15 protein-coding genes and 1 pseudogene are annotated in these 25156 nt (G+C 46.4%); all 16 read left to right on the top strand.

Features of this window, described 5'->3' with window-relative positions; translation table 11 throughout:
* Positions 1 to 40 precede the first annotated feature (40 nt).
* The 16 genes and pseudogenes from GC102_RS18005 to GC102_RS17935 all read left to right on the top strand — a co-directional run bounded on the left by GC102_RS18005 (position 41) and on the right by GC102_RS17935 (position 25150).
* Positions 41 to 3214, top strand: a complete 3174-nt coding sequence (locus tag GC102_RS18005; RefSeq protein WP_171690769.1) for a glycosyltransferase family 39 protein — start codon at positions 41 to 43, stop codon at positions 3212 to 3214.
* Between the two features lie 160 nt (positions 3215 to 3374).
* Positions 3375 to 3917 carry an NADPH-dependent FMN reductase gene (ssuE, locus tag GC102_RS18000; protein WP_171690768.1) on the top strand — a complete coding sequence of 181 codons (543 nt, stop codon included), beginning with the start codon at positions 3375 to 3377 and terminating at the stop codon, positions 3915 to 3917.
* Positions 3918 to 4216: 299 nt separating this feature from the next.
* Complete coding sequence (locus GC102_RS17995; RefSeq protein ID WP_171690767.1) at positions 4217 to 5161, top strand: 5'-3' exonuclease; 945 nt, start codon at positions 4217 to 4219, stop codon at positions 5159 to 5161.
* 608 nt (positions 5162 to 5769) lie between these two features.
* On the top strand, positions 5770 to 7374 hold the full coding sequence (locus tag GC102_RS17990) for an extracellular solute-binding protein (RefSeq protein WP_171690766.1): 1605 nt from the start codon (positions 5770 to 5772) through the stop codon (positions 7372 to 7374).
* A gap of 91 nt (positions 7375 to 7465) precedes the next feature.
* Positions 7466 to 8431, top strand: coding sequence for an ABC transporter permease (locus GC102_RS17985; RefSeq protein WP_376769382.1), 966 nt, complete (start codon positions 7466 to 7468; stop codon positions 8429 to 8431).
* The gene (locus tag GC102_RS17980; RefSeq protein WP_171646538.1) at positions 8425 to 9300 is read left to right on the top strand and encodes a carbohydrate ABC transporter permease; all 876 of its coding nucleotides are present in this window, start codon (positions 8425 to 8427) and stop codon (positions 9298 to 9300) included. The genes GC102_RS17985 and GC102_RS17980 overlap by 7 nt, the downstream gene beginning before the upstream one ends.
* Before the next feature lie 73 nt (positions 9301 to 9373).
* Complete coding sequence (locus GC102_RS17975; RefSeq protein ID WP_171690765.1) at positions 9374 to 11623, top strand: helix-turn-helix transcriptional regulator; 2250 nt, start codon at positions 9374 to 9376, stop codon at positions 11621 to 11623.
* 28 nt (positions 11624 to 11651) lie between these two features.
* Entirely contained in the window at positions 11652 to 12659 is a 1008-nt protein-coding gene (locus GC102_RS17970; RefSeq protein ID WP_171690764.1) for a zinc-dependent alcohol dehydrogenase, read from the top strand.
* Between the two features lie 178 nt (positions 12660 to 12837).
* Entirely contained in the window at positions 12838 to 14139 is a 1302-nt protein-coding gene (locus GC102_RS17965; protein ID WP_171690763.1) for an AGE family epimerase/isomerase, read from the top strand.
* A gap of 34 nt (positions 14140 to 14173) precedes the next feature.
* A complete protein-coding gene (locus GC102_RS40075) occupies positions 14174 to 14299 on the top strand; it encodes a hypothetical protein (protein WP_281367674.1) in 126 nt (41 codons plus the stop codon).
* A 92-nt stretch (positions 14300 to 14391) separates the two neighbouring features.
* The gene (locus GC102_RS17960) at positions 14392 to 15966 is read left to right on the top strand and encodes an FAD-dependent oxidoreductase (protein WP_171690762.1); all 1575 of its coding nucleotides are present in this window, start codon (positions 14392 to 14394) and stop codon (positions 15964 to 15966) included.
* A gap of 33 nt (positions 15967 to 15999) precedes the next feature.
* Positions 16000 to 16680 carry an N-acetylmannosamine-6-phosphate 2-epimerase gene (locus GC102_RS17955; protein ID WP_171690761.1) on the top strand — a complete coding sequence of 227 codons (681 nt, stop codon included), beginning with the start codon at positions 16000 to 16002 and terminating at the stop codon, positions 16678 to 16680.
* Positions 16681 to 16682: 2 nt separating this feature from the next.
* Positions 16683 to 17603 (top strand): ROK family protein, encoded by a 921-nt coding sequence (locus tag GC102_RS17950; protein ID WP_171690760.1) that lies wholly within the window; start codon positions 16683 to 16685, stop codon positions 17601 to 17603.
* A 324-nt stretch (positions 17604 to 17927) separates the two neighbouring features.
* Positions 17928 to 19307: an extracellular solute-binding protein gene (locus tag GC102_RS17945; protein WP_171690759.1), complete on the top strand. Its 1380-nt coding sequence runs from the start codon at positions 17928 to 17930 to the stop codon at positions 19305 to 19307.
* Between the two features lie 308 nt (positions 19308 to 19615).
* Positions 19616 to 19717: pseudogene (locus GC102_RS17940) on the top strand (FAD-dependent oxidoreductase); the annotation flags it as partial.
* A 57-nt stretch (positions 19718 to 19774) separates the two neighbouring features.
* A complete protein-coding gene (locus GC102_RS17935; protein ID WP_171690758.1) occupies positions 19775 to 25150 on the top strand; it encodes a polysaccharide lyase family 8 super-sandwich domain-containing protein in 5376 nt (1791 codons plus the stop codon).
* The last annotated feature ends 6 nt before the right edge of the window (positions 25151 to 25156 follow it).

Below are 25156 nucleotides of genomic sequence, written 5' to 3'. Positions count from 1 at the left end.
CGGGTATAATGGTAGTAGTCTAAATCTAAGGAGCTGTGACATGGTAAGCTGGTTCAAGCAATTGTGGGGGGCTCCCCATAAATTCTTTCTTCTGGGTTTACTGCTATTAACCGCGTTATTACTAAGATTATATCTAGCTCCCCTCTGGGTGGGCTATGATACTGATGTACGAACGTTCCTAGCGTGGGCAGATCGCGCATATTCAGTAGGTTTATCCGGATTGTACACGAACGCCAAAGACTACTTTCTCGATTATCCTCCTGGGTACATGTATGTCTTGTATCTCGTTGGCTTACTGCACCACAAGCTGTCGATCCCCTGGGAGAGTGCAGGGTCACTGGTCATTCTGAAGCTTCCTGCCATCCTGGCTGACCTAGTCACGGTTTACCTCTTGTTTCAGCTAGCGGTTAGTCGTAGAGGCGGGGCACGGACATGGATACAAGGCATTCTAATTGCTGCTTTATTTGCCTTCAATCCAGCGATTTGGTCGAACTCCGCGATATGGGGACAGGTTGACTCCTTTTTTATGTTATTTATTCTTGCAACTTTGTTACTACAACAGCGGGGGAAACTCCCACAAGCCGCGGTATTTATAGCACTAGCTCTCCTTCTTAAGCCACAGGCACTTCTTTTCGGTATTTTTCTGCTTATCGACGTTTTACGAAAGCGCAGCATGATGGTATTGTTGTTGAGTGTTCTAAGCGGAGCTGCAACGATGGCCGTGATTTCACTCCCTTTTGCCGTTGGCAGAGGGTATGGCTGGTTGATCGCTCTATACTCAGGCACCTTATCTTCATATCCGTATGCCTCCTTGAACGCGTTCAATCTTATGGCACTCTTAGGTGGCAATTTTATCGATATGAATAGCAGTATCCTGCACATCTCTTACCAATTGATTGGGTGGGTGCTTATGGTGCTATCCATCGTCTATGTTTGCTATTTATATGTTCGCAGCAAAGGACAGCGTGGCGCCTTACTGTATGTGGCTTTCTTATTTATCACGGCCGTTTTCATATGTATGACCAAAATGCACGAGCGCTATTTGCACTATGGGTTATTGCTAGCGCTAACCAGCTTCATTTACATAAAAGATCGCCGGATTCTAGGACTCTTTATTGGTTTTAGCATCACTCATTTTATTAATATCGCCGATGTGCTGTTACGCAGTTTTCATCAGGATTATCACATTCCGCGATATGATCCTTTGATGTTGGTCGTTTCGGCCATCAATGTTATGATGTTTGCCTATGCATGTTTATTGGGATGGAGGCTTTTCGTGGAATCACAACAAGAACAGAAGGTGGAGGAGCCAGTTCCGCTAGTTCCGCTGCCAACCGAGCAAGAAATTCACACAGAATCCGAACGGTGGAATGCGATTTTTAAACCAAGTAGGGATGAGGTAGAAAGAAGCACAAGGGGACGTTTTTTCACGAAAAAGGATGCGCTTTATCTTGGCGCTTTAGTGTTGGTTTACACGATCATTGCTTTGTTCCATCTAGGTGGGCATAAGGCTCCTACAACGTTCTGGAAGCCAACAAGCGCAGGAGAAGCGGTCATTGCTGACCTTGGCAGCTCGCACAACATTACGAGAATTAACACCTTTGCAGGTGTAGGTGAAGGGGCATATTCGTTCTGGTTTTCACAGGACGGTACGCAGTGGCAGGATCAAATATCGGTGAAATCCGACCACACCAAGGTATTCACTTGGAACACAGTCGAGCCTAAGAAAGATGCGCGTTACGTTAAAATGGTCATGGATACGCAGGAAGGAGCGGCGCTGCATCTTCATGAAGTTGGTATTTTCGGAGATGGCAACACGGCTATTTTGCCGATTGCTAAGGTATCGGAACAAGATGTAAACGCGGCTGATGAAGGTGCGACAGCTAATTTGTTCGATGAATCTGCTACAGTACCTTACACGCCTACCTATATGAATGGGGCGTACTTTGATGAGATCTATCATGCTAGAACTGCCTATGAGCATCTTCATCAAATAGAGCCCTATGAAAGCACGCATCCACCGCTGGGTAAAGTTCTAATGTCGATTGGCATTTATGTGTTTGGATTGAATCCGTTTGGCTGGAGAATCATCGGAACGCTGTTCGGCGTCGGTATGATTCCAATCATGTATGTGTTCGCTAAGCGAATGTTCGGGCGTTCAGAATATGCCTTTATCGCTGCTTTCCTGCTTACCTTTGATTTCATGCACTTTGCGCAGACGCGAATTGCGACGATAGATGTTTACGGCGTATTCTTCATCATGCTGATGTTCTATTTCATGTATCGTTACACAACGCTTAGCTTTTATAGGGAAAAGCTTTGGACTACGTTAATCCCCTTAGGGCTATCAGGTCTTTTCTTCGGAATTGGAGCTGCATCCAAGTGGATTGTTATCTATGGCGGTGCAGGACTTGCGGTACTGCTGCTATTATCCTTATTAGAGCGGTTCAGTGAATATCGATTCGCACGAAGTTTGCTGCGGGAGGCGGAGAATGAGCCTCCACTTACAGAACCGGAGCGCAGCCGACTGCAGCTTGTAGAGAAGCTTTTCATTCGAAACACGCTGCTTACTTTACTGTGGTGCGTACTCACATTTGTCATTGTACCGCTAGGTGTATATACGTTATCCTATATTCCGTTCATGATGGTTCCCGGACCGGGGCACAATCTGAAGGATGTGGTCACCTATCAGGTTCACATGTACAAATATCATAAAGATTTGGTCGCAACGCATCCTTTCTCTTCCCCATGGTGGGAGTGGCCGATGATGCTCCGCCCGATATGGTATTATCAAGCTAAGCTCATGCCGCAAGGCATGATTTCGAGCATCGTCTCGTTCGGGAATCCGCTAGTATGGTGGCCGGGCTTCATTGCCGTCATTCTTTCGTTTTATGTAGCAGTTACACGTAAGGATAAGTTACTGCGGATGCTGCTAATCGCGTACTGCTCGCAGTATTTACCATGGATTTTAGTACCAAGGCTCACATTTATTTATCACTATTTCGCGATGGTGCCATTCCTTGTACTGATCTTGACCTATTACATCAAAGAGTATTTAGAAGAAGGACCGCTTCATAAGAAAAGATGGGTCTACGGATATTTAATTGCCGTATTCGTTCTGTTTGTTCTCTTCTATCCGATTCTTTCGGGGATGATCATTCCATCCAAATATTCCTTCTTCCTCCGGTGGCTGCCGGGATGGAATTTCTTTTAAACAAAAAGTATTGACGTTCATAAAAGGCAATGGTAATATAAACCCAAGTAAATTACTATGAATTAATAAAGTCGACCCAACAACAGGAGACTCCCACTTTGTACAGAGCAAAGGCAGCGGAGTCTTTTTTTCATCCAAACCCTAATGGAGAGTGAATCAAATGGCTAAAGTTGTTATTATTTCTGGAAGTCCAACACCTACGTCCCGTTTGCATGGCGTTATCGAAGTGGCAAAAAGTGAACTATTGAAAGCGGGCTTGGAAGTGGAATGGATTAAGGTACGCGACATCCCGGCTGAGGATTTGTTATATGCCAAATTTGACAGCGAAGCTATTGTGAAAGCGAACGCGCATGTTGCCGAGGCAGATGCCGTATTCGTCGCTACGCCGGTTTATAAAGCCTCTTACACAGGCGTATTAAAAGCTTTCCTCGACCTGCTCCCGCAAAAAGGCCTCGATCGTAAAGTCGTGCTTCCGTTAGCCGTTGGAGGGACGATATCTCACTTGCTAGCTATCGATTACGCTTTAAAACCGGTGCTGTCTGCATTAGGCGCGCAGAACATTCTGCAAGGGGTTTACGTGCTCGATAAACAAGTAACATGGGGCGATCAAGGACAAGCCATATTGGACGACGAAATTGCAGATCGACTGCAAGAATCCGTGACTGAATTTATTCAAGAAATTAAATGGCATACGAGCCGTTAAAAACGAATAAATAATGGAAAACCGCTGCTGGTACCTTTTACTAGTAGTGGTTTTTTGTGTCCTGAACAACCGTTCCCATGCTATACTACTGGTAGAACTTATACGTTATGATTTATAGAATAGGAGCGATTATTTTGTCCGAAACATCGAAAATGACTCATAATTTTGCTAAGGAAAATGATTGAGCATTTGCAAAAGGTTTAATATTATTGTTTTATAGTTTGGATAAATTTTCAATTCCATGGGTATTTAATATTCCGAGGCAGCAATAAATAAAGTTTGGATTGGGGAGATTTAGGTTGAATGATGAAATTAAAAAAAGAGTGCTTTTAGTTGACGGAATGGCTATACTTTTCAGAGCGTTTTATGCGACTTCTTACTCAGGTTATATTCGAAAAACTAGCTATGGATTGCCAACAAATGCTGTATATGGATTTATTCAATATTTTTTTGATGCTATTAACACTTTTAACCCAACGCATGTAATTTGTTGTTGGGATATGGGTAGTAGCACTTTTCGAAATGAGAATTATAGCGAATATAAACAAAATCGTGCGGAAGCTCCTCTTGAGCTTTTGCCGCAGTTTGATTTGGTAAAAGAAGTCGTTGCAGAAATGGGGATCCCCAATATCGGCTTAGTAGGCTACGAAGCTGACGATTGTATTGGAACTCTATCAAATAGTCTTCAGAATGATTCTGAGGTATTTATATTAACTGGGGATCATGATATGCTTCAGTTAATTACTGAACGAGTAAAAGTCATAATAATGAAAAAAGGTAAATTAAATTACTCTATTTATGACCTCGAGACGCTTTATTCCGAAAAGCAATTAACACCTTTGCAGATTATCGATTTGAAAGGATTCATGGGGGATACTGCTGATAATTATCCAGGGGTTAAAGGCATAGGAGAGAAAACTGCACAAAAGTTACTAGCTGAGTATAAATCAATTGAAGGTTGTCTTGAAAATATTGAACTTCTCCCAAAAAGCATTAAAAACAAAATTAAAGAAAATTTGGAAATGTTACATCTATCAAGGGATTTAGCTCGGATACGATTAGATGTACCAATTGAGTGCGAATTACATGAATGTATTTGGGATTTGAGACGTGAGGCCGCAACAAAAAAATTCATGGAGTTAGAATTTGGAGGCCTTACGAAACTACTAGGTGAAATTGATGATTCATCAACGGAGGACCCGTTTGTGATAATGACAAGTGAGGTAGCTGTTTCTAAATCTTAGTATGCTTGAAACAAATAAAGGAGGCCATTAGGGCCTCCTTTATTTGTTTCATAATTTCCATATTAGATAATATGCGAGTTGAAACCTAACTGTAATAAAGTTTAACTATATTTGATATTTAAGAATAAAATGCATAGATTTCCTGTTGGCATTGTCGTACTATAATTAAATTATTTCACGGAGGGCCATTCGGAAATATTCAGACTCGAAGATCCAGAAGCGGATGATTGGACACAGCCACATTTGATGATTGAGGATATTAAAAGATACTCACAATCCAGCAGTAAAATGTAGATTAATAGTGCACTAGGAATTGTAGAAAAAGCTAAATGAGGACATTTTCGCGTGTATCATCAGCATGTTAAATTTGATCATTTTCCACCTGTTGTTCATTTTCCACACTGAAAAAATCCTTAATCTATAAGGTTTTTCGGGAAATTTCTGGACGAAATAAAAAATAACGAAATTTAATGAAAACGGTTAATTTACTCTTGTTGTAAGTCTCCTATAATGGGGTTAGTGCTGGTGTCGATCCTACTACAAGCCCCTACCAACCAGATTAGAGCGGCGATAGCACAAGTCTTAAACATAAAAAGGGAGGAAAAAAAATGTCTCGAAAGCTTTTAGTAGCACTCTCATCTCTTACCCTAGCAGGTTCACTTCTCGCAGGGTGTGGAGCGGGAAATGGTGGAAATGCAGGAAATGCTTCTACTACACCAAGTGCAAGTGCTTCGGCTAATCCCCAACAATATGGTGATACAGGAGGAATCAAGCTTCCTATTGTAGATAAACCGACAACGCTTACATGGATGCTGGTTAGCGAAAATACCAACTTACAAGATTCGATGGTCATCAAAGAAATTGAGAAGCGTACAGGTATTAAAGTAGAGGTTCAGGCTTATTCCTCTCAGAGCTACAAGGACAAGCTCAAAGTTGTACTTGCCTCCGGTAAGCTTCCTGATATTTTCCACTCACAAACGATACCAGAGCTGAACAAGATGGGCGGACAGGGAGCCTTAGTACCGATTAACCAATACCTGGATAAACTTCCTAACTTCAAAAAACTTTATGTGGATGATAAAGATAACAATTGGGTCATGAAATCATGGTCCGATGACAAAAATAATTTATATACTTGGCCGGTCTACGGGTTACAGCGTGATGTGAACCACGGATTCCTTTACCGTAAGGATGTATTTGATAAACTTGGAATCAAAGAATGGACGAATAACGAAGAATTTTACCAAGCGCTTAAAAAGCTGAAAGCAGCATATCCCGACTCCTATCCTTACGCTTCCAAAACGAAGGAAGTTATTTTCAAGGATTGGACTTATGGCTGGGGAGTGGGCGGAGTAAGTTATCCGGCTTATTTCGACGAGAAAGCAAAGACCTGGAAGCTTGCGTATACCCAACCGGAATTTAAAGAGATGCTTGATTTTATGAAAAAGCTTTACAACGAAGGACTTATGGATCCAGAATTCATTACGGATACAGATGCTTCTTGGACAGCAAAAATGACAACGAATAACAAATCGTTTGTTACCTTCGACTGGATTGGAAGATTGGATTCGTTCGCGAATCAAGTGAAATCACAAAATCCAGATTACAATCTACGTTATGGAAATCCTGTAGGTCCTACAGGGAATATCCGCACACTGCCCAAAATTGACCAATTCGGTATTGTGGTATCCAACAATGATAAAAAAGAAGCCGCACTCAAGCTTCTTGATTATTTGACCAGTCCATCCGGGTCTTCCCTTGTAACAATGGGGATAGAAGGTGAAACCTACAAGATGGAGAACGGCAAGCCCGTGTATCCTGAACTGAAGGAACTTCCACTTGTAGACATTAAGGTTCTTGAGAAAAAATACGGCATGTGGCTGGAAGTCATGTATCTGCGTCCTAACAAAAGCAGCGTTTATTACAACTTTACGGAAAAAGAGAAGGAAGCACAGGATAAGATTCTTAAAAATAACAAGTTTGAAGTGGCAGATCCCGTTTTGAAATTTACAGACGAAGAAACAAAAATTTTGGCTGAGTTTAGAGTGCAGCTTGAGAAAGCCTCTAATGAATTCAATACCAAATACGTAATTAAGAAAGAATTTGGAGAAAGCCAGTGGAAAGAATGGCAGCAAAATGCTGAAAAGCTGGGTGCGTCCAAATACATCGATGCGTACAACGCTGCACAAAAACGTTTCAATGAAGCCAAATAATTAAGCCAATCATGTGATGAGCCAGCGGCACCTGGATGTGTCTATATCCGGGTGCCCTATTCTTACAATATTGAGATGGGAGGAAAGTCCATTGCAGTCAACATCAACAGAGCTCGTACCCAAACAGACCGACCGTGCTCCCATGTCTCGCTTCGCTTCAATGTTGAAACATATCAAGCGTGATCGGCAACTGCTTATTCTATTTATCCCTTGTATCATCTTTTATATTTTGTTCCGTTATGGCCCGTTATATGGCTTGATTATTGCCTTCAAAGATTACAGTGTATACGAAGGGATTATGAAAAGTGATTGGGTCGGATTGAAGCATTTCCAACGATTTTTTGACAGTCCTGACTTTTGGTTATTATTTAAGAATACATTTTTATTAGGTGTGTTCACGATGCTGTGGGCATTTCCATTCCCGATTATGTTTGCCCTATTACTGAATGAATCCCGATTCATAAGATTCAAAAAGATGGTACAGACCTTCAGTTATCTTCCCGCTTTTTTATCTGTAGTTATCGTCACCAGTATGATTGTTGACTTTCTTTCGCCTACCAACGGAGTAGTCAATCAAGTTCTTAAAGCCATGGGCTTCAATGGTGTATACTTCTTGGCTGCACCTGAATGGTTCCGTACCATCTTCATCTCCACCGAGATTTGGCAGCATATGGGCTATGAAGCGATTATTTATCTAGCTGCGGTCGCCAGTATTGATCCTACCCTGTACGAGGCAGCCAAAGTGGATGGCGCGAAGCGTTTCCAAATGATGCGCTACATCACGATACCCAGTATCATGCCGACCATTCTTATTTTGTTCATTATCAAAAGTGGCTCCATATTCAGAATCGGGTATGAGAAGGTGCTTTTGCTCTACAACCCAATGACCTATGAGGTAGCCGATGTATTCTCCACCTATGTATACCGGAAAGGGTTGTTGGAAACGAACTACAGCTATGCAGCGGCGGTAGGCTTTTTTGAAGCCATAGTGGCTCTAATTATGCTGCTGATTTCCAACACCGTGAGTAGAAGGGCAGGAGGGAAGGGACTATGGTAAAAACAAAATCATTAGAGTCAAGATGGACCCTCTTCGATATTATTCTTACCGTAGTTCTAACTCTAGTCGCCATAGTGACTGTTTATCCGGTTGTTTATATCGTAGCTATCTCTTTCAGTGATACGGTCTATATCGTGCAAAACAAAGTGTTTTTATGGCCCAAAGGTTTTAACCTGGATGCCTACAAGAACATTCTGGAAAGCCCTCGTATTCCCAGAGCTTATATGAACACTATTATTTATACCGTTGTGGGCACGGGGATCAATCTATTGATGACATCTGTCGCCGCATATCCTTTATCCAGACCTGGATTTTTCGGCAGAAAATATTTCATGATCGCCATCGTGCTGACCATGTTTCTCTCAGGAGGTATCATCCCTTCTTATCTAATCGTACAGCAGCTGCATCTTATTGACTCGATGTGGGCGTTGGTTTTACCTAATGCAATCTGGACGATTGAGCTGTTAATTCTAAAAAGTTTTTACGAGGCTATGTCAAGCTCTCTTCGTGAATCTGCCGTAATCGACGGCGCTTCGGAGTATCGGATTTTGTTTAGTATTATCATTCCTCTGTCGAAGCCAGCACTCGCGTCTATTGGATTGTTTTATTTCATGGGACATTGGAACAGTTTCTTTATTCCGATGATCTACTTAAACGATGCCAAGCTGTATCCGCTGCAGGTTGTCCTGAGGGATATGCTGTTTTTTGACACCACCAAAGGAACTGGTTTAGTCGATCAGGTTGCATTGGCTCCGCAGGCGCTGAAGAATGCTACCATCTTCATCTCCATGATACCTGTACTGCTGATTTACCCATTCGCTCAAAAATATTTTGCTAAGGGTATCATGCTCGGTTCAGAGAAGGGGTAGGCCATTCTTTGTCGAATATGACTTGAACACAGACGAATGGATATCCCTGTGACTTTAGTGGGGTGGGGCAGCTATGAAGACGAAATGGAAAATGGTTGCGAACAAAGGTTTTCTGCAGATTTTTTCTGCTTTACTATTGGTAGTGACCATTATGTTTGTATCGAATTATTTGGTGTACAAGAACTCGCTTTCGAGTATTTATCATCAGGTTAGCGAAAACAATAAGCTCGTTGTTAAAAACCTGATACGCTCCTTTGACGACGTCTTCAAGGATATCAACGATATTATTTATATGGTGCAGTCATCTAACAATATATGGGGTTCATTCGAAGGTGATTCTGTCGATTTCAGTGAAGCCTCTAAGTTGTACAAAGATATTCGCCCGTTCATATCCTCTAATGAATATATCGAAGAGATCGTCGTATTCCATAATAATTTCGACATTGCTGTCACCTCTGCGGGGACAATTTCACTGGAGGAGCTGTTTCGAAAAAAGTTTAATAATATAACGTACAATGCTGATTTTTGGAAGACCCTTATGAGTAAACCACATCCGCTTCAGGTATTTCCTGCTCAGTGGTACAGCGGGTCTGGCTCAGACAGTGAAGGGAAAAGGAAACTTATTGTCTTAACCGGCAACAATAAAACCTATAACCAGAACATATTGATCTTTTTGAATGTGAATAAGCTGCTGCAGCATGTCAATCAAGCGGCTATGATGCAGGGAAGCACTTTAATCGTGATGGATGAGAATCGCAATATGTTCCTGAATACGGAAGAAAGCTGGAATCTCGTTGAAGTGTTAAACGATCTGAATATTAAGACAGATCCTGAAGCAACTCTGAAGAAAAAGGATTTTGAATATAATGTTTATAAATCCGATTTTAATGAATTCATTTATATCAACAAGTCGCCATACGAATTCACCAATCTGCAATCGGTCACGGATGCGAACCGTCAAATCATTATGATTGCCATTGCCTGTGCGGTTCTGTTGTCGGCTTTCCTGAGTCTTTATTTGTATAAACCAATACGAGTTATTCTCAAGCTGATGGGTGTTATGGACCAGCGAGGCGCCGATTTTCGCAACATCCTTACGGGGATAGCTAAGATTCAAGATGAAAATGAACTCATTAAAGCGCAATTAACAGGGGTCAACTGGGAAATGAGGAGAAGCGCTTTTCTCAATACGCTCGATGATGATTCACGCTCCCAGGAAGCTGAGCTTCGGATGCAGCAATATTTTGCTGAATTTTTCCAAAACAAATATTTCCTTATGGCAGACTTTCAGCTGCGGCTTAATCCTAACAGTGAGCAGACCGAGATGCTTCAGATCGAAGAATTTGTTCACGCCATCCAGACGGGGCTAGAGGAAAGAGTGGGAAAGACCTTTGTTTTTCATATGACTAACATGAGGTTTATCGCGGTAATTGCGATTCATCATCCTTCTGATCGTGAGCATGTCGTTAAACAATTGAAGAGTTTTGTGAAACAGGTACAAGAGGATGGTTGGTTATGCAGTTCTATGTTGACTGGAATCAGTCGGCTCTATTCATCCAAAACAGTGAACTGTCATAAAGCCTATCGGGATCTAACTGAATGCTTGCTGTATCGCAACATCCATGCAGACGATCTAGTTACCGATTTTCAAGCGATCAGATATACCTGGAAAGTCTATGTACCGCTTGACGAAATCGAGAGGGCATCTAATTTTCTTGTGAGCGGCAATGAAGCCGAATGTATTCAAATTATTGATCATGTTTTTACTACGAATGTGGAACGCCAAATCCATCACTATCAGCTGATGCCGATTGCCAAAACCATCTTCTATTATATGGTAAAGCATCTGGATACGAGTGACTTTGAATCGAAGGACATTCTTGCGCTGGAACTGGAATTTAACCAAAAGGTAGAAGCCGCCTTCAGCTATGAGAGCATCCGGGGCGCACTCGTTCAAGCAATCAGAGTCATCATGGAACACAATAAGACCGAACAAAAAAGCAAATTGAATCCAACGTCTATTGCTACCTATATAGAGCTTAATTATATGAAAAACTTACATTTAGACCATATGGCAGAAATGCTTGAGACGTCTCCTAAATATTTTTCGAGTTATTTTAAAAAAACATTCGATATTAATTTTGTAGAATATTTAAATCGAGTACGTTTGTCTCATGCTAAAGAGCTGTTGAAGAAGACGGAGCTGTCGGTTGCTGAAATCGGTGAAAAAACCGGTTATTTAAATTCATCTACATTTACGAGCACATTTAAAAAATATCATGGGATTTCGCCAAGCGACTATCGTAAAAATATCTTGGCTTAACTTCCCGTTCCCTCAGGAGGAGATCATAATGAAAGCCGTTGCCGCTCAAAAGGGGACCATTGGTTGGATACATGCTGACGAGCCTAAGCTCCTTGCAGGGCATGTACGGATACGTACCGAATATTCAGCGATCAGTCCAGGAACTGAGCTGAGTATGGCTAAGAAATCAGCGGATAACCCGCTAGCAATAGGTTACAGTGCGGTTGGTATCATTGAGCAGGTGGCTGACGATGTAACGGAGCTGAAGATAGGACAACGGGTTGCCTGCTATGGAGCTCCTTATGTTCGGCATGCGGAGGTATTATCCGTTCCTGTTAACCTGACCGCGCTCGTTCCCGAGCATGTCAGTCCGGAAGAGGCCGCCTTCGCTGGATTAGGGGCAATCGCCATTCACGCGTTACGGATAGCCGATCTGAGATTCGGCGAGTCATTGATCATCGTCGGTTTGGGTATCTTGGGTAACATTAGTGCCCAGATTGCTGCCGCTGCCGCTTATACAACCCTTGGTTATGATTTGAATGCCGACCGTGTTGCCATTCTAAGACAAAGCGGCTTCCGCCATGCCTATGTCAGTCAAGCAGATCTGGAGGCAGGACTATGGGCAGCAACCGAAGGGATTGGTGCAGATAGCGTTCTATTATGTGCAAGCGGAGATGGAGAGTCGTTGATTAACAGCTCATTGGACTGGATTCGCGATAGAGGGAAAATCATTATTGTTGGAGATATATCCACGAATTTTTCAAGAAATAAGATGTTCCGAAAGGAAGCCCAGGTGCTTATATCCCGAGCAGGTGGCCCCGGACGGTATGACAAGCAGTACGAGCAGGATAACAAGGATTATCCAATCGGGTATGTGAGATGGACAGAAGGACGAAATACTCGGGAATATATACGACTGCTGGCAGAGAAACGTATTAGCGTACAGCATCTGATCAGTGGTATATACCCAATTGAGCAAGCTGCGGAGGCCTACAAGAATTACTCGATATCATCTTCGACTATGGGGACTCTGATTCAATATCCTAAATACAAGTAAATAACAGACGAAGGCGCATTCGGCATTAATTCTGCTGTTATGAGGAGGACTTCGTTTGCGAAAAGATGTAATTATATTACAATAATGTTAAATATAAACTCGTAGAGAGATGGCTAGCCTTAGGATTGACGATCACAGCCTGTTAACCGGATAGAACATAATATTTAGGGGGATATCCATGATTTTCGCTGATGACGAGCTAGATAATGTGGCATTACTTAAATTTTATGAACAACATTTGGTTCAAGATTTGCTGCCTTTTTGGAATCGAGCTTTAGACAAGAAAAACGGTGGCGTCTTCACATGCTTTAACAATGCGGGAACAGAATCGATCAGTACAGACAAGTACACGTGGTCTCAAGGCAGATTTGTATGGTTATGGGCAAGAATAGCATCCATGATTAGCCAAGGGATACTGCGGGGAAATGCTGTTGATTATTTGGATCAAGCCGAGAAAACTGTCCATTTTCTAAAGAAGTATGCCATCATGGAAAGCGGAAACTGTGCCTTTCTAATAACGGAGTCTGGAGACAAGAAAGAAAGCATTCCAGGTGCAGGGTACGATACGAGCTTCTATGCAGACTGTTTTGTTGTATTAGGATTTGCGGAGTTTGGGCGCGTAAGTCGACGAGTCGATATTGTGGAAGATGCTTTGCAACTCTACAACCGTGTCAGACAAAGACTTCAAACAAGCGATGTTCGTAGTGAACCGTATCCCATTCCTGAAGGGTTTAAAGCCCATTCTGTGCCGATGATTTTATTAAATGTATCTCAACAACTGATGGATACTCTGGAAGCGATGGATCATCCTCAGTATGGTAGCATGAGGGATAACTGTCTCTTATATATGGAACAGATTATGGGAGAGTTCGCAATGTCGGATCATCGGATTGCTGAGATCCTTCCCATTCAAGGAGTAGTCCCCGACTCTGTTCTATGCCGACACGTAAACCCTGGACATACCCTAGAATGCATGTGGTTTATTATGAACACGGCAGCCAAGTTAAACAGAGCGGATCTTATAGATAAAGTCATTCCCGTTATTAAGAAAGCCTATGAATTAGGCTGGGATTCTAATGAGGGTGGTCTGCTGCGTTTTGTGGATCGCGAGGGCGGTAAGCCTAAAGGATTTGAAACCGGGGACACATATGAAGCCTTAATCCTGGACACGTGGGATTCTAAACTGTGGTGGCCTCATTCGGAAGCATTATACTGTTCTTTATTGGCTTATGAGCTTTCTAAGGATAAAGAGTTTGTTACCTTGTACGAAAAAACACAGCAGTACGTTTTTGAGAAATTCCCAAATTCAGATAAGCAAATCGGTGAGTGGATTCAGATTCTAGACCGTAAAGGCTTTCCCCTGGAGAAAGTGGTTGCTCTACCGGTAAAAGATCCTTTTCATATTATTCGGAACGTACTGTTAATCATTGAATTGTATGCGGATAAAATCAGAAAACAAATGGAAGCCGTTAGGGTATAAGATCCATTATTCGAAGAGGGAGATGGGATTGAGCATGACGATTCGGCCATTACACACCAAAACTATTGATTACGACTTCCTACACATGAAGGAATTAAAGTCGGAGCACCGGCTGACCTTGTTGTATGAATATATCAAGGATACACAGAAGCACCAATAAGATGCTTACGATGCCAGTTTTCTTATGAAAACTCTAAGATAATGCTTCGATGTTAGTTTTGTTAAAGCAAAACACTAAGGAGGATAAGGAACATGAATAATAAGGTTCACGCAGACGTTGTGATTATCGGGGGAGGAACGGGAGGTTGTGCAGCCGCTCTAGCCGCTGCCAAAGCTGGGAAAACTGTGATCATGACGGAAGAAACCGATTGGATTGGGGGACAGCTAACAAGCCAAGCGGTGCCGCCAGATGAAAATCCATGGATTGAGCAATTCGGCTGTACAGCGAGCTTTCGAAGCTTCCGAACGGGTGTCCGGGATTATTATAAACGCCATTTTCCACTGGCGCAGACGGTAGATCCCCTTAAACCCTTTGATCCGGGGAATGCCATTGTGAGTTTGATTGCTCATGAGCCAAGGACAGCGCTTGCTGTTCTGCATGAGATGCTGGCACCTTATGTGCATAGCGGAAGACTGCATATATATACCGGATACAAGGCTGAAAGTGTGGAAACGTCTGGTGATGAGATCCTGTCTGTTACCGTACGTGAATTGGCCTCTCCAGATAAGATTGTATTAACGGCGCCTTACTTTCTGGATGCAACGGAAGAAGGAGAGCTATTGCCGCTCGGAGGCGTGGAATATGTGACCGGGGCGGAATCGATGGCGGATACGGGAGAACCACATGCCATGTCAGGGCAAGCCGATCCGCAGGACATGCAGGCATTTACCTACTGCTTCGCCATGGACTACATCGATGGGGAGGATCACACGATCCCGAAGCCGGAGCAGTATGAATTCTGGAAGCAGTACAAGGCCGATTTTTGGCCGGATCAGCAACTAAGCTGGTCAGGACTTGTACCGCACACCTTGGAGCCAGTCCTTTACAGCCTATTTCCTGACGGTAAGTCATTCTCACTTTGGAAATATCGTAGAATTATCGACCGCAAACAATTCATAGAAGGAACTTATGCTAGCGATATCACGCTCGTCAATTGGCCGCAAAACGACTATTGGCTTGGCTCTGTCATTGATGTGAGTGCGGAGGAGCGGGAGAGGCATCTAGAGAATGCGAAGCAGCTAAGCTTATCATTGCTGTATTGGATGCAGACGGAAGCGCCTAGACCCGACGGGAAGCAAGGGTACCCGGGGCTTCGGTTACGCCCAGATATTGTAGGGACGAAGGATGGACTCGCCAAAAGCCCTTATATTCGTGAATCCCGCCGAATACGAGCACAATTTACGGTTGTGGAGCAGCACTTAAATCCGGCCTGTCGACCGAATGGTGCTGCCGAGGATTATTTTGACTCGGTCGGTATTGGCTGTTACCGCATCGATCTACATCCTAGCACTAGCTTGCGCACCTATATTGACGTGTCGAGCCTGCCTTTTCAGATTCCACTGGGAAGCTTAATCCCGATCCGGGTCAAAAACGTATTGCCGGCTGGTAAAAATATCGGAACGACTCATATTACGAATGGCTGCTACCGTCTGCACCCTGTAGAGTGGAATATTGGGGAATCAGCAGGGTATTTAGCCGCATTTTGTTTAGAGCGCCAAGTGCAGCCTCAAGAAGTACGAGATAACAGGGAGCTTCTGGCGGCTTATCAAGCTAAGCTTGTTCAAGCGGGTATCGAGCTGAAGTGGCCATCGATCCATGCTGTATAACTCGTACAAGGAAGTTAAGGAGGAAAGCTCATCATGAAAAGTAGGATTCCAAAACATAGCTTAGTTGTTTCCTGTCAAGCACTCTCCGATGAGCCGCTCCATGGATCGATCCATATGGCCGTAATGGCTCGTGCAGCCGCTGAAGGAGGTGCCCAAGGTATTCGAGCGAATAGCGTAGAAGATGTTCGTGCGATCAAGCAGGCGGTGGATCTGCCGGTAATTGGCTTATGGAAGAAAGATTATGAAGGCTATGATATCTATATTACACCTACCCTTGAAGATGCTCTTGCCATCGCAAAGGCAGGAGCTGATATTGTAGCGATAGATGCTACTGGGCGTCCTAGACCCGATGGTCTGAGTTTACGTCAGACCTTAAGCATGCTTAAAAAGGCTGGTGTCACGGTTATGGCGGATATTTCGACATACGAGGAAGGTGTTTCGGCTGCCCAGTGGGGAGCTGATTACATATCGACAACGCTGTCCGGCTATACGCCATATTCACAGGTTAAGCTTCCGAACCTCGAGTTGGTCCAACAGCTTGCGGGCTCGCTTCAGGTACCTGTTGTAGCAGAAGGTGGTATCGGAACGCCTGGCGAAGCGAGGGCAGCGTTAGAGGCCGGTGCCGAATTCGTAGTCGTGGGGGGAGCTATAACAAGACCTCAGTTGATCACGGCCAGCTTTGTAACGGGGATACAGCGAGGGAGGCAGGCTTAGCTATGGACGATAAGTCTAGTCGTGCTTATCTGGGTATTGACCTTGGGGGGACGGCAATTAAGGGCAGCCTTGTGCATATAGATGGCAGCCTTGTTGCCATACATATGGTGAGAACGCCCATTGAGCTTGGCAGGAATGGCATTATCCAAGCGCTAGTGGACCTGATTTCAAGCCTGCTTGAGCTGGCTGGGGAATTGAATGTGGCTGGCATTGGTATAGGCTCTGCTGGAAGAATAGATTCGATGAGTGGTTCTGTATTGTACGCTACAGAAAACCTGCCAGGCTGGACGGGGACTCAGATTGCTAAGGAAATAGAGCAGCGCTTTCCCTATCCAGTCGTTGTCGATAATGACGTTAATGCTGCTGCTGTCGGCGAAAGCTGGATAGGTGCAGCCACCGAGCAGAAATCTTTTGTATTGATGGCGCTTGGCACAGGTGTGGGGGGCGCGGTGGTCGTGGATGGAGCCTTGATTCATGGTCATCAGGGTGGCGAAGGCGATCTGGGCCATCTGATTATCATACCTGGAGGAGCTGCCTGTAACTGTGGGCAAAAAGGCTGCTTGGAGCAATACGCTTCAGGTACTGCATTGAATCGGCATGCTCAGGAGATTGCTTCCGATTGGGATAGCCGACGTTTGGTAGAAGCCAGCATGCTTGGTGACGCGCAGGCACGGAAGGTAATTGACAGATTTGTGGCCAATCTGGCTGTAGGTCTAATCAACGTACAGAGAATGTTGGATCCTGATCTCATTGTACTAGGCGGTGGCTTAATTGAAGCTCGGAACAGCTGGTGGGATGCTTTATTGCAAGCTGTAACTGAACATACGAATTTAAAGCTGCGTCTTCAGCCTGCGTTGTTAGGAAACCGAGCTGGGATAATTGGAGCAGCCCGATTAGCGATGCTTGCTGACAAAATGCAGTAAGGCTTCTAGCGTTATAATGAGCCCTGCTCCATATGACTTATCAGAAGGAACACCTTAAGTGGTGTCCTTTTTGTATTTAACGGAGTGGCTTTGCAAATGGAACGATGGACGAACGAGGTTCTGCGACCGGTTGTTGAAGCATACGCAGTGCGGCACGAACCGGAGCATAATACCAGTCGCTTTCGTGAACGTCCCGGAATGAAATCCTCTCACTCTGACGAATTGGCAGAATGTTGACAAAACTGCCTCGAAAAGAGAGAATGTATCTATTGATGTATATTTAAGAATAATATCATTTACATATACATTAGAGAGGAATTAACTATGAATGCATTCCAAATAAAATTAGAGGCAATGGTCGACAAGCTGCGTACGGAAATCGTGAGCGGCATGCGCAAGCCGGGCTCTTTCCTGCCCGCGGAGAGCCAGTTGGCCAAAGACTTTCAGATGAGCAATAAATCCGTTCGCAAAGGTCTGGATATATTGGTCGAGGAAGGGCTGATTGTCAAAATCGACAGGGTCGGAAGCGTAGTAGCCGAGAGCAAGGCGCAAACGATCACGCTCAATTTCGGATGCAGCTATTCCATGAACAATGACATTCTCTTGGACGAATTGCTGGCCGAGTTCACCCGTCTTCATCCGTCCATCCACATCAAAAAGGTGTCACTCGATATCCACCATTACGTTAAATCGATCAAAGAAATGTCTGCGAACGACATGCTCGATGTCGTGTGCCTTAATAGTGCGATGCTGCAGGATATGGCGGAGTCCGGCATGCTTTCCCTGCTCGAGCCGGTAGAGACGAACGATGAGCTGTATCCAATTGCGAATGAGGCCTTCCGATACGATAACCGCATGTACGCAAGTCCGATTTCACTGTCGCCCGTTCTCCTTTGTTATAACCGGCAGCATTTTGCAGAGGTCGGCTTGCAGGAGCCGGACAGCTATTGGACGTGGGACGATGTCATTGCTGCGGGGCGAAGCCTGGCGGAATACCGCAATAAACACGGTTTTTACTTTCAGGTTCTGTCGCGAAACCGGTATCCGGTCTTTTTGCTGCAAGCCGGAATTCAGGTATTGAAGGATGGCGAAGAACGGGCTGGGTCCCGGGAGATGCTGGTCGATAGCATTCGGACCTTTTGCCGGATGATCGGCGACCAGGACATTTTTCCGAAATATTTTGCGGCCAGCAACGAGGAAACGAATCAGTTGTTTATTCGCGGCGACGTTTCGATGATCTTGTCTACCTATTACAACCTTAACCAGTTTAACGAACTTCCCTTGGATTACGATATTGCGCCTTTGCCGACATTTCGCCGCGGCGATTCGCAAAAATCGCTTCTCGTTACGTTCGGTACGGCCATCATGAAAAACTCGAGGTCGAAGGAGGCGGGCCGCCAGCTTCTGCGGTTTCTTTCCTCCCCGCACGCGCAGCGCATGATTCATGAGCGGACAGTCAGCATACCTGCTTTCAAAAGCATTGCGGACAAGCCTGCCGCAAACGGGTTGAATCGTCCATCCAGATATATGATGTACCGGGAGCTTTTCCCGACGTATGCCTACCATCGCGATCTGGGCGTTTCCATTCAAACGCTTAAAGCCGTCGAGCAGAAGATTAAATATTACTGGTCCGGCGTGCTGGATGAACGGCAGTTCCAGGACAGTGTGGCGGATTTGCTTTTGAGTAAAGATATGAAACTGTAGAGAAAAGGAAACCGGCACAGCACACAGCACACAGCACTGCAGGGCAAGCGAATCGCTTGTTCTGCTTTTTATTTTGTCCGGCGTCACATCGAAGGAGAATGTCCTGCTAGGTTTTAGAGCTGCCGCTATACATTCACATCGGGCTGTATGGAGGGTCGATGAGCCTTTCTCGTGTCCGGAGAGACAGGCAGAATGAAGGTTGACAGTTATTCCGGCTTTAGCTATAATTTTGAGTAAATCAGAAAGGAATCAGTTTAATAAAAATGTTTGAAATTCTAGTTCAAGGGAATTAGGAGGGAATCAATTAAAATATCGGTACAATGCATATTACGAACGGCTGTTACCGGCTGCATCCTGTGGAATGGATTATCGGGGAGGCCGCGGGCTATTTAGCCGCGGACTGCTTGGAGTAGGGCCGAATGAAAGCGCTGTCTTAAGAGATTGATTTTTGAAGGGGGAACCAGGAGATGAAAAGAAAATCGCTTTGCGCCATGCTGGCATGTTTGCTGCTTCTTTCGAATTTAGCTGCATTGCCGGCTTCGGCATCGTCGGCCGACCGGTTTGACGAGCTCCGCGGCCGTTGGTACGAGTTGCTGACGGGAGGGGAGTCGTACAATCCGGACGATTCGGACATTCGGGACAAAATCGACTATATCGATAGGACGGCTAAGGGGTATTACGACAAAATACTTAGGGAAGAACCGCCCTTGCCGATTTACGAAGCGGAGGATCTGCAGGCGGAATTATCGTCCGCCGATACCCATGTCGTGTTTGCAGACGGCAGATTCAGCAACGGCAAAGGGGATAAGGTCAATCTCAATGCCGTCGGGGATTACATCGAGTACACGTTGAACGTTCCCAGAGCAGGCTTATATGAGGTGCTTGTAAGGGTCAAAAAAGCTTCGAACTACGGCCGGTTCCAGCTTTCCGTGAACGGGCAAGAGCAGAGCGAGCCGCAGGATACGTATTACCCGAACGCGGCGCCGGGAGTCGTGGAAACACTAAATTTGGGGAGCTTGAGCGCAGCTTCCGGCGAGAGCAAATTCCGTTTTACGATTACAGACCGCAATGACGCGAGCAGTAATTACCAATTGGCGATCGATAGCATCCAATTGGTCAAGACACCTCTGCAGGGCGCTTTGCCTGCAAGAACCGAGCGGGCTCCGTTCCTCGAGGGAGAAGGTCTCACGGCAGTCATGTCGGCCGGGGTAAAGCGGCAGACGGCTAACGATGCGCGGTTAAGCGGCGGAAAAGGGGACCGGGTTACGCTGAACAAGCCCGATGACTATATCGAATATACGATAACGGTTCCTGCTGCCGGGACGTATGGAGTGTGGGTCAGAGCGAGAACCTTGACCAGCGGGGGGATCATTCAGGCGGAGATCGACGGCGTACCTCAGGGCTCGCCTCAGGACCATTACATTTCCACTGCTGCGGGAACGGTTGTTATGCAGGCTTTGGGGACGCGATTCCTGGAAGCGGGAACGCATAAACTTCGGCTAAAATCGGTAGGCAAGAACGATAAAAGCACCGGCTTCGGCTTTTTCGTCGACTATGTGAACCTCGTTCGTCCGGACGCAGCCGTATGGGAAGATTTAATGTACGTGCCGGGCGGATCGGACACCGCCGTCAATATGTCTAATTCTTATTCCCGGCTGCGGTCGATGGCGCTAGCTTATTCCACGAAAGGCTCGACGTATTATCGGGATAGCGAACTTCTAAAGGAAATGACCGATGCGCTTGGCTGGCTGCACCGCAATTGGTACGATGGCGTCTCCCCCCTCTCCGATAATCCTTATTACTGGGAGATGGGTATCCCGATGCTGCTGAACGACATCATGGTGCTGCTTTACGACCAGTTGCCCGGTTCCCGGATTGCCGATTGGTCGAACGCCATGTATTTCTATATAAAAGATCCGAATAAGTACAACGCCGGCAAGACGGTCGCGACAGGGGCCAATCGAGCGTGGTTGAGCCAGATTTATATTTTGGCGGGCATTTTGAACAAGGACAGCGGGATCGTTGCGACAGGCAAGCTTCTCCTGAGCGACGCATACAAGAGCGCGGAACCGACTTCAGGGAACGGAACATATAGCTTGTTCAAGTATGTTTCGAAGGGGGATGGCTTTTACCCTGACGGCTCCTTCATTCAGCACGAATCGATTCCTTATAACGGCGGGTACGGCTTGAGCTTGCTGTATACGGTGGGTACGGCGCTGTATCTTGTAAACGATTCGGAGTGGGCAATCGACGATCCGGATGTCGATAACGTGTATCAATGGATATACGATTCTTTCGAGCCCTTTATGCACAAAGGCGGTTTCATGGACATGACGAGAGGCAGGGTTATTGCCAAAGGGGACACCAACAGTCACGATTCGGGTATGACGCTGATTAACGCAATGACGCTTCTCTCCCATTCCGCGCCATCCCAGCACAAGGAGAACTACAAGCGGATGATCAAAAAGTGGGTGCAGGAGGATACGTATCAGTCTTACATCAGCAAAACGGGCAGCATTTACAATGCGGTACGCGTTAAAAGCTTGCTGGAGGACGGGACCGTCGCTCCTGCCGACGGACTTATGCTGAGCAAGGTATTCCCGAAGATGGATAGAGCCGTTCACCTTCGGCCGGACTTCGGCTTCGGCATCAGCATGCATTCCAAGCGGATTCCGAACTATGAATTCACCGTCGGGGAAAATAAGCGCGGCTGGTTTACCGCTGACGGCATGACCTATCTATACAATGAGGATCATGGGCAATTCGACGGTAATTACTGGCCGACGGTCGACCCTTACCGGCTGCCCGGAACGACGGTCGACACGCAAGCGAGAACCGATTCTTCGGGATTCAAGAAGATCAGCCCCTTGACTTGGGCCGGAGGGACGACGCTCGGAGCGTATGGCATAGCCGGGATGGATTACCGCGGCTTCGATGCCGACGGCAATGGAGAAGCGGTGGAGGCCAGAAAATCATGGTTCATGTTCGACGATGAAGTCGTCGCCATAGGTGCGGGGATCAACAGCTCCGAAGGGAGGACGATCGAAACGATCGTCGACAACCGCAAGCTGCGCAATGATAATGCAAACGTCGTTACGGTAGACGGGAGCATACAGCCGAATGCGCTGACGGCAGGACCGCAGCTCCTCGAGCAAGTTTCCTGGGTGCACGTAACGGGCAATACGGCAACCGGCTCGGATGTCGGCTATTACTTCCCCGAGCCATCCGGCGTTCATATGCTGCGCGAGCAGCGGACCGGTACGTGGAGCACGATCGGCAACGTTCCGTTGTCCGTAAACGATACTCAAACGGCAACCTACGAAACGATATGGTTCGGCCACGGGACGAATCCTGCTGACAGCAGCTATGCATACGTCATTCTACCGAATCGTACGAGCGATGAAGTCGGCGCCTATGCGAGCAATCCGGCTATTTCCATACTTGCTAATACGGCCTCGGTACAAGCCGCCCGGCATCGTACGCTGCATTTGACGGGAGCGAACTTTTGGGAGAATGCGACGGCGACGGCGGGCGGCATTACGAGCGACAGCAAAGCTTCCGTTTTGCTTAAAGAGGACGCGAACGAGCTGGAAATTTCGGTTTCCGACCCTACGCAAGAAAATGCCGGAAGCATCCGGATCGAACTCGACAGGGAGGCGGCGGGGGTCATATCGAATGATCCGCGTATCCGTATCGAGCGGCTGTCTCCGACCGTTCAATTGACTATCGATGCGGCTCAGTCTTACGGGCAATCGTTTAGCGCCAAATTAAGGCCGATGGACGCAAGCGATCGGGCGGATGTAACGCTGGACAGTCAAAGCGTCGCGATCGGTTTTGCCGTCGGCGATGTGGCTGAATCGGTTACCAGGCATTTGATTTTGCCTGCAGCTGGAGCGAACGGAACGGCGATTGACTGGACATCGGGGGACGAAGCCGTCGTCTCCTCGAACGGTTCGGTAACGCGGCCGTCTAATGAACAAGGTGACGTACAGGTAGTCTTGGCGGCGACGATCCGCAAAGGAGAAGCAAGCGCTGAACGGACATTTACGGTCGTGGTCAAGAAGGCGGACGCCGCAACCGGGAACGAGCCGCAATCGCCGGCTTGGACGAATGCGGAGCTTACCGTGGACAGCGTGACTTCAACGGCGGCCAAGCTGCAGTGGACAGCGGCCGACGATCCGGTCGGAGTTACCGAATACGCGGTATGGCTGAACGGAGAGCTGCATCAAACCGTGAGCGGCCAAGTGTACGAATATGCACTGTCCAGCTTGACGCCGGCAAGTGCCTATACCGTACGTGTTCAAGCAGGCAATGCCGCCGGCTTATGGTCGACGGACGGACCCGGCTCCTCGTTTACGACCTTGCATAGCGGACCCAAATGGCCGGCCGGCAGCTTGCTTACGGCGTCCGACGTGACGCAAAGCTCGGTGAAGCTGAGCTGGGATCCCGCAGTGAACGGAACGCCGGTCAGCACTTATGAAGTACGCTGGGATGGAGGCAAACAGACGGTTGGCGGTGATGTATACGGTACCTCTATTACCGGATTGAGTGCAGGGGCCACATACCGGGTTCAGCTGCATGCCATGGACGCTTACGGCCAGTGGAGCGAGGACGGTCCACAGCTGTCGGTCAGCACGCTGCCCTATGTTTGCTCGGACTGCAGCGGAGGCGACGAGGCTGCACCAGTTACGACAGCTTCCGTGTCTCCGGCACAACCGGATGGACAAAATGGTTGGTACGTAAATCCGGTAACGGTAACTTTAACCGCCACCGATCATGTATCGGGTATGGAGAAGACGGAGTATAGTCTGGATAACGGGACTACGTGGCAGCCTTATACGGCACCCGTTACGTTTGATCAGAGCGGCAATTACGGCATTTTGTATCGATCGACCGATAAAGCGGGGAATGTTGAACCTGACAACCATGTTAGTTTTAAAATAAATATGACTGCCGCAGTCGTTAAGTTGCAGGACAGCAGCGGGAATCCGATAAGCGGTGGAATCGTTAAATACTACGATGGCGGATGGAAGGATTTTGGGGTAACCGACGCTTTTGGATTAATTAGTAAGGACTTGCCTGATAAAGTATACACCTTTAGCATGTCATACGAAGGAACATACATGGAAAAGGCACAGAATACAGGCACTAGCCCCATCGTTGTATTCCAGACGGTGAACACGACGGTACAGTTGAAGGACAGTTCGGGGAATCCGCTCAACGGAGGAACGGTAAAATATTACGCCGGAGGGTGGAAAGACCTGGGGACTACGGTTGGCGGAATGGCAAGCAAGGAATTATTGCCTGGCAACTACACCTTCAGCATGTCTTACTTGGGCACCTATCAGGAGAAAACGCAGAACACGGGTTTGACTGAGATGGTTGTATTCCAGACGGTGAACACGACGGTACAGTTGAAGGACAGCTTGGGGAACCTGCTCGACGGAGGAACGGTGAAATATTACGCCGGAGGGTGGAAGGAGCTGGGGACTACGGTTGGCGGAACGGCAAGCAAGGAGTTATTGCCTGGCAACTACACCTTCAGCATGTCTTACTTAGGCACCTATCAGGAGAAAACGCAGAACACGGGTTTGACAGCGACTATTGTATTCCAGACGGTGAACACGACGGTACAGCTGAAGGATAGCTTGGGGAACCCGCTCGACGGAGGAACGGTGAAATATTACGCCGGAGGGTGGAAGGACCTGGGGACAACGGTTGGCGGAATGGCAAGCAAGGAATTATTGCCTGGCAACTATACCTTCAGCCTGTCTTACTTGGGCACCTATCAGGAGAAAACGCAGAACATGAGTTTGAATACAACGATTGTATTTCAGAAGTAATATCCG

The organism is Paenibacillus germinis (genome assembly GCF_013141785.1).
In the GTDB taxonomy this organism is placed as follows: domain Bacteria; phylum Bacillota; class Bacilli; order Paenibacillales; family NBRC-103111; genus Paenibacillus_E; species Paenibacillus_E phytorum.
This window is presented reverse-complemented; position numbering and strand designations above follow the sequence as displayed.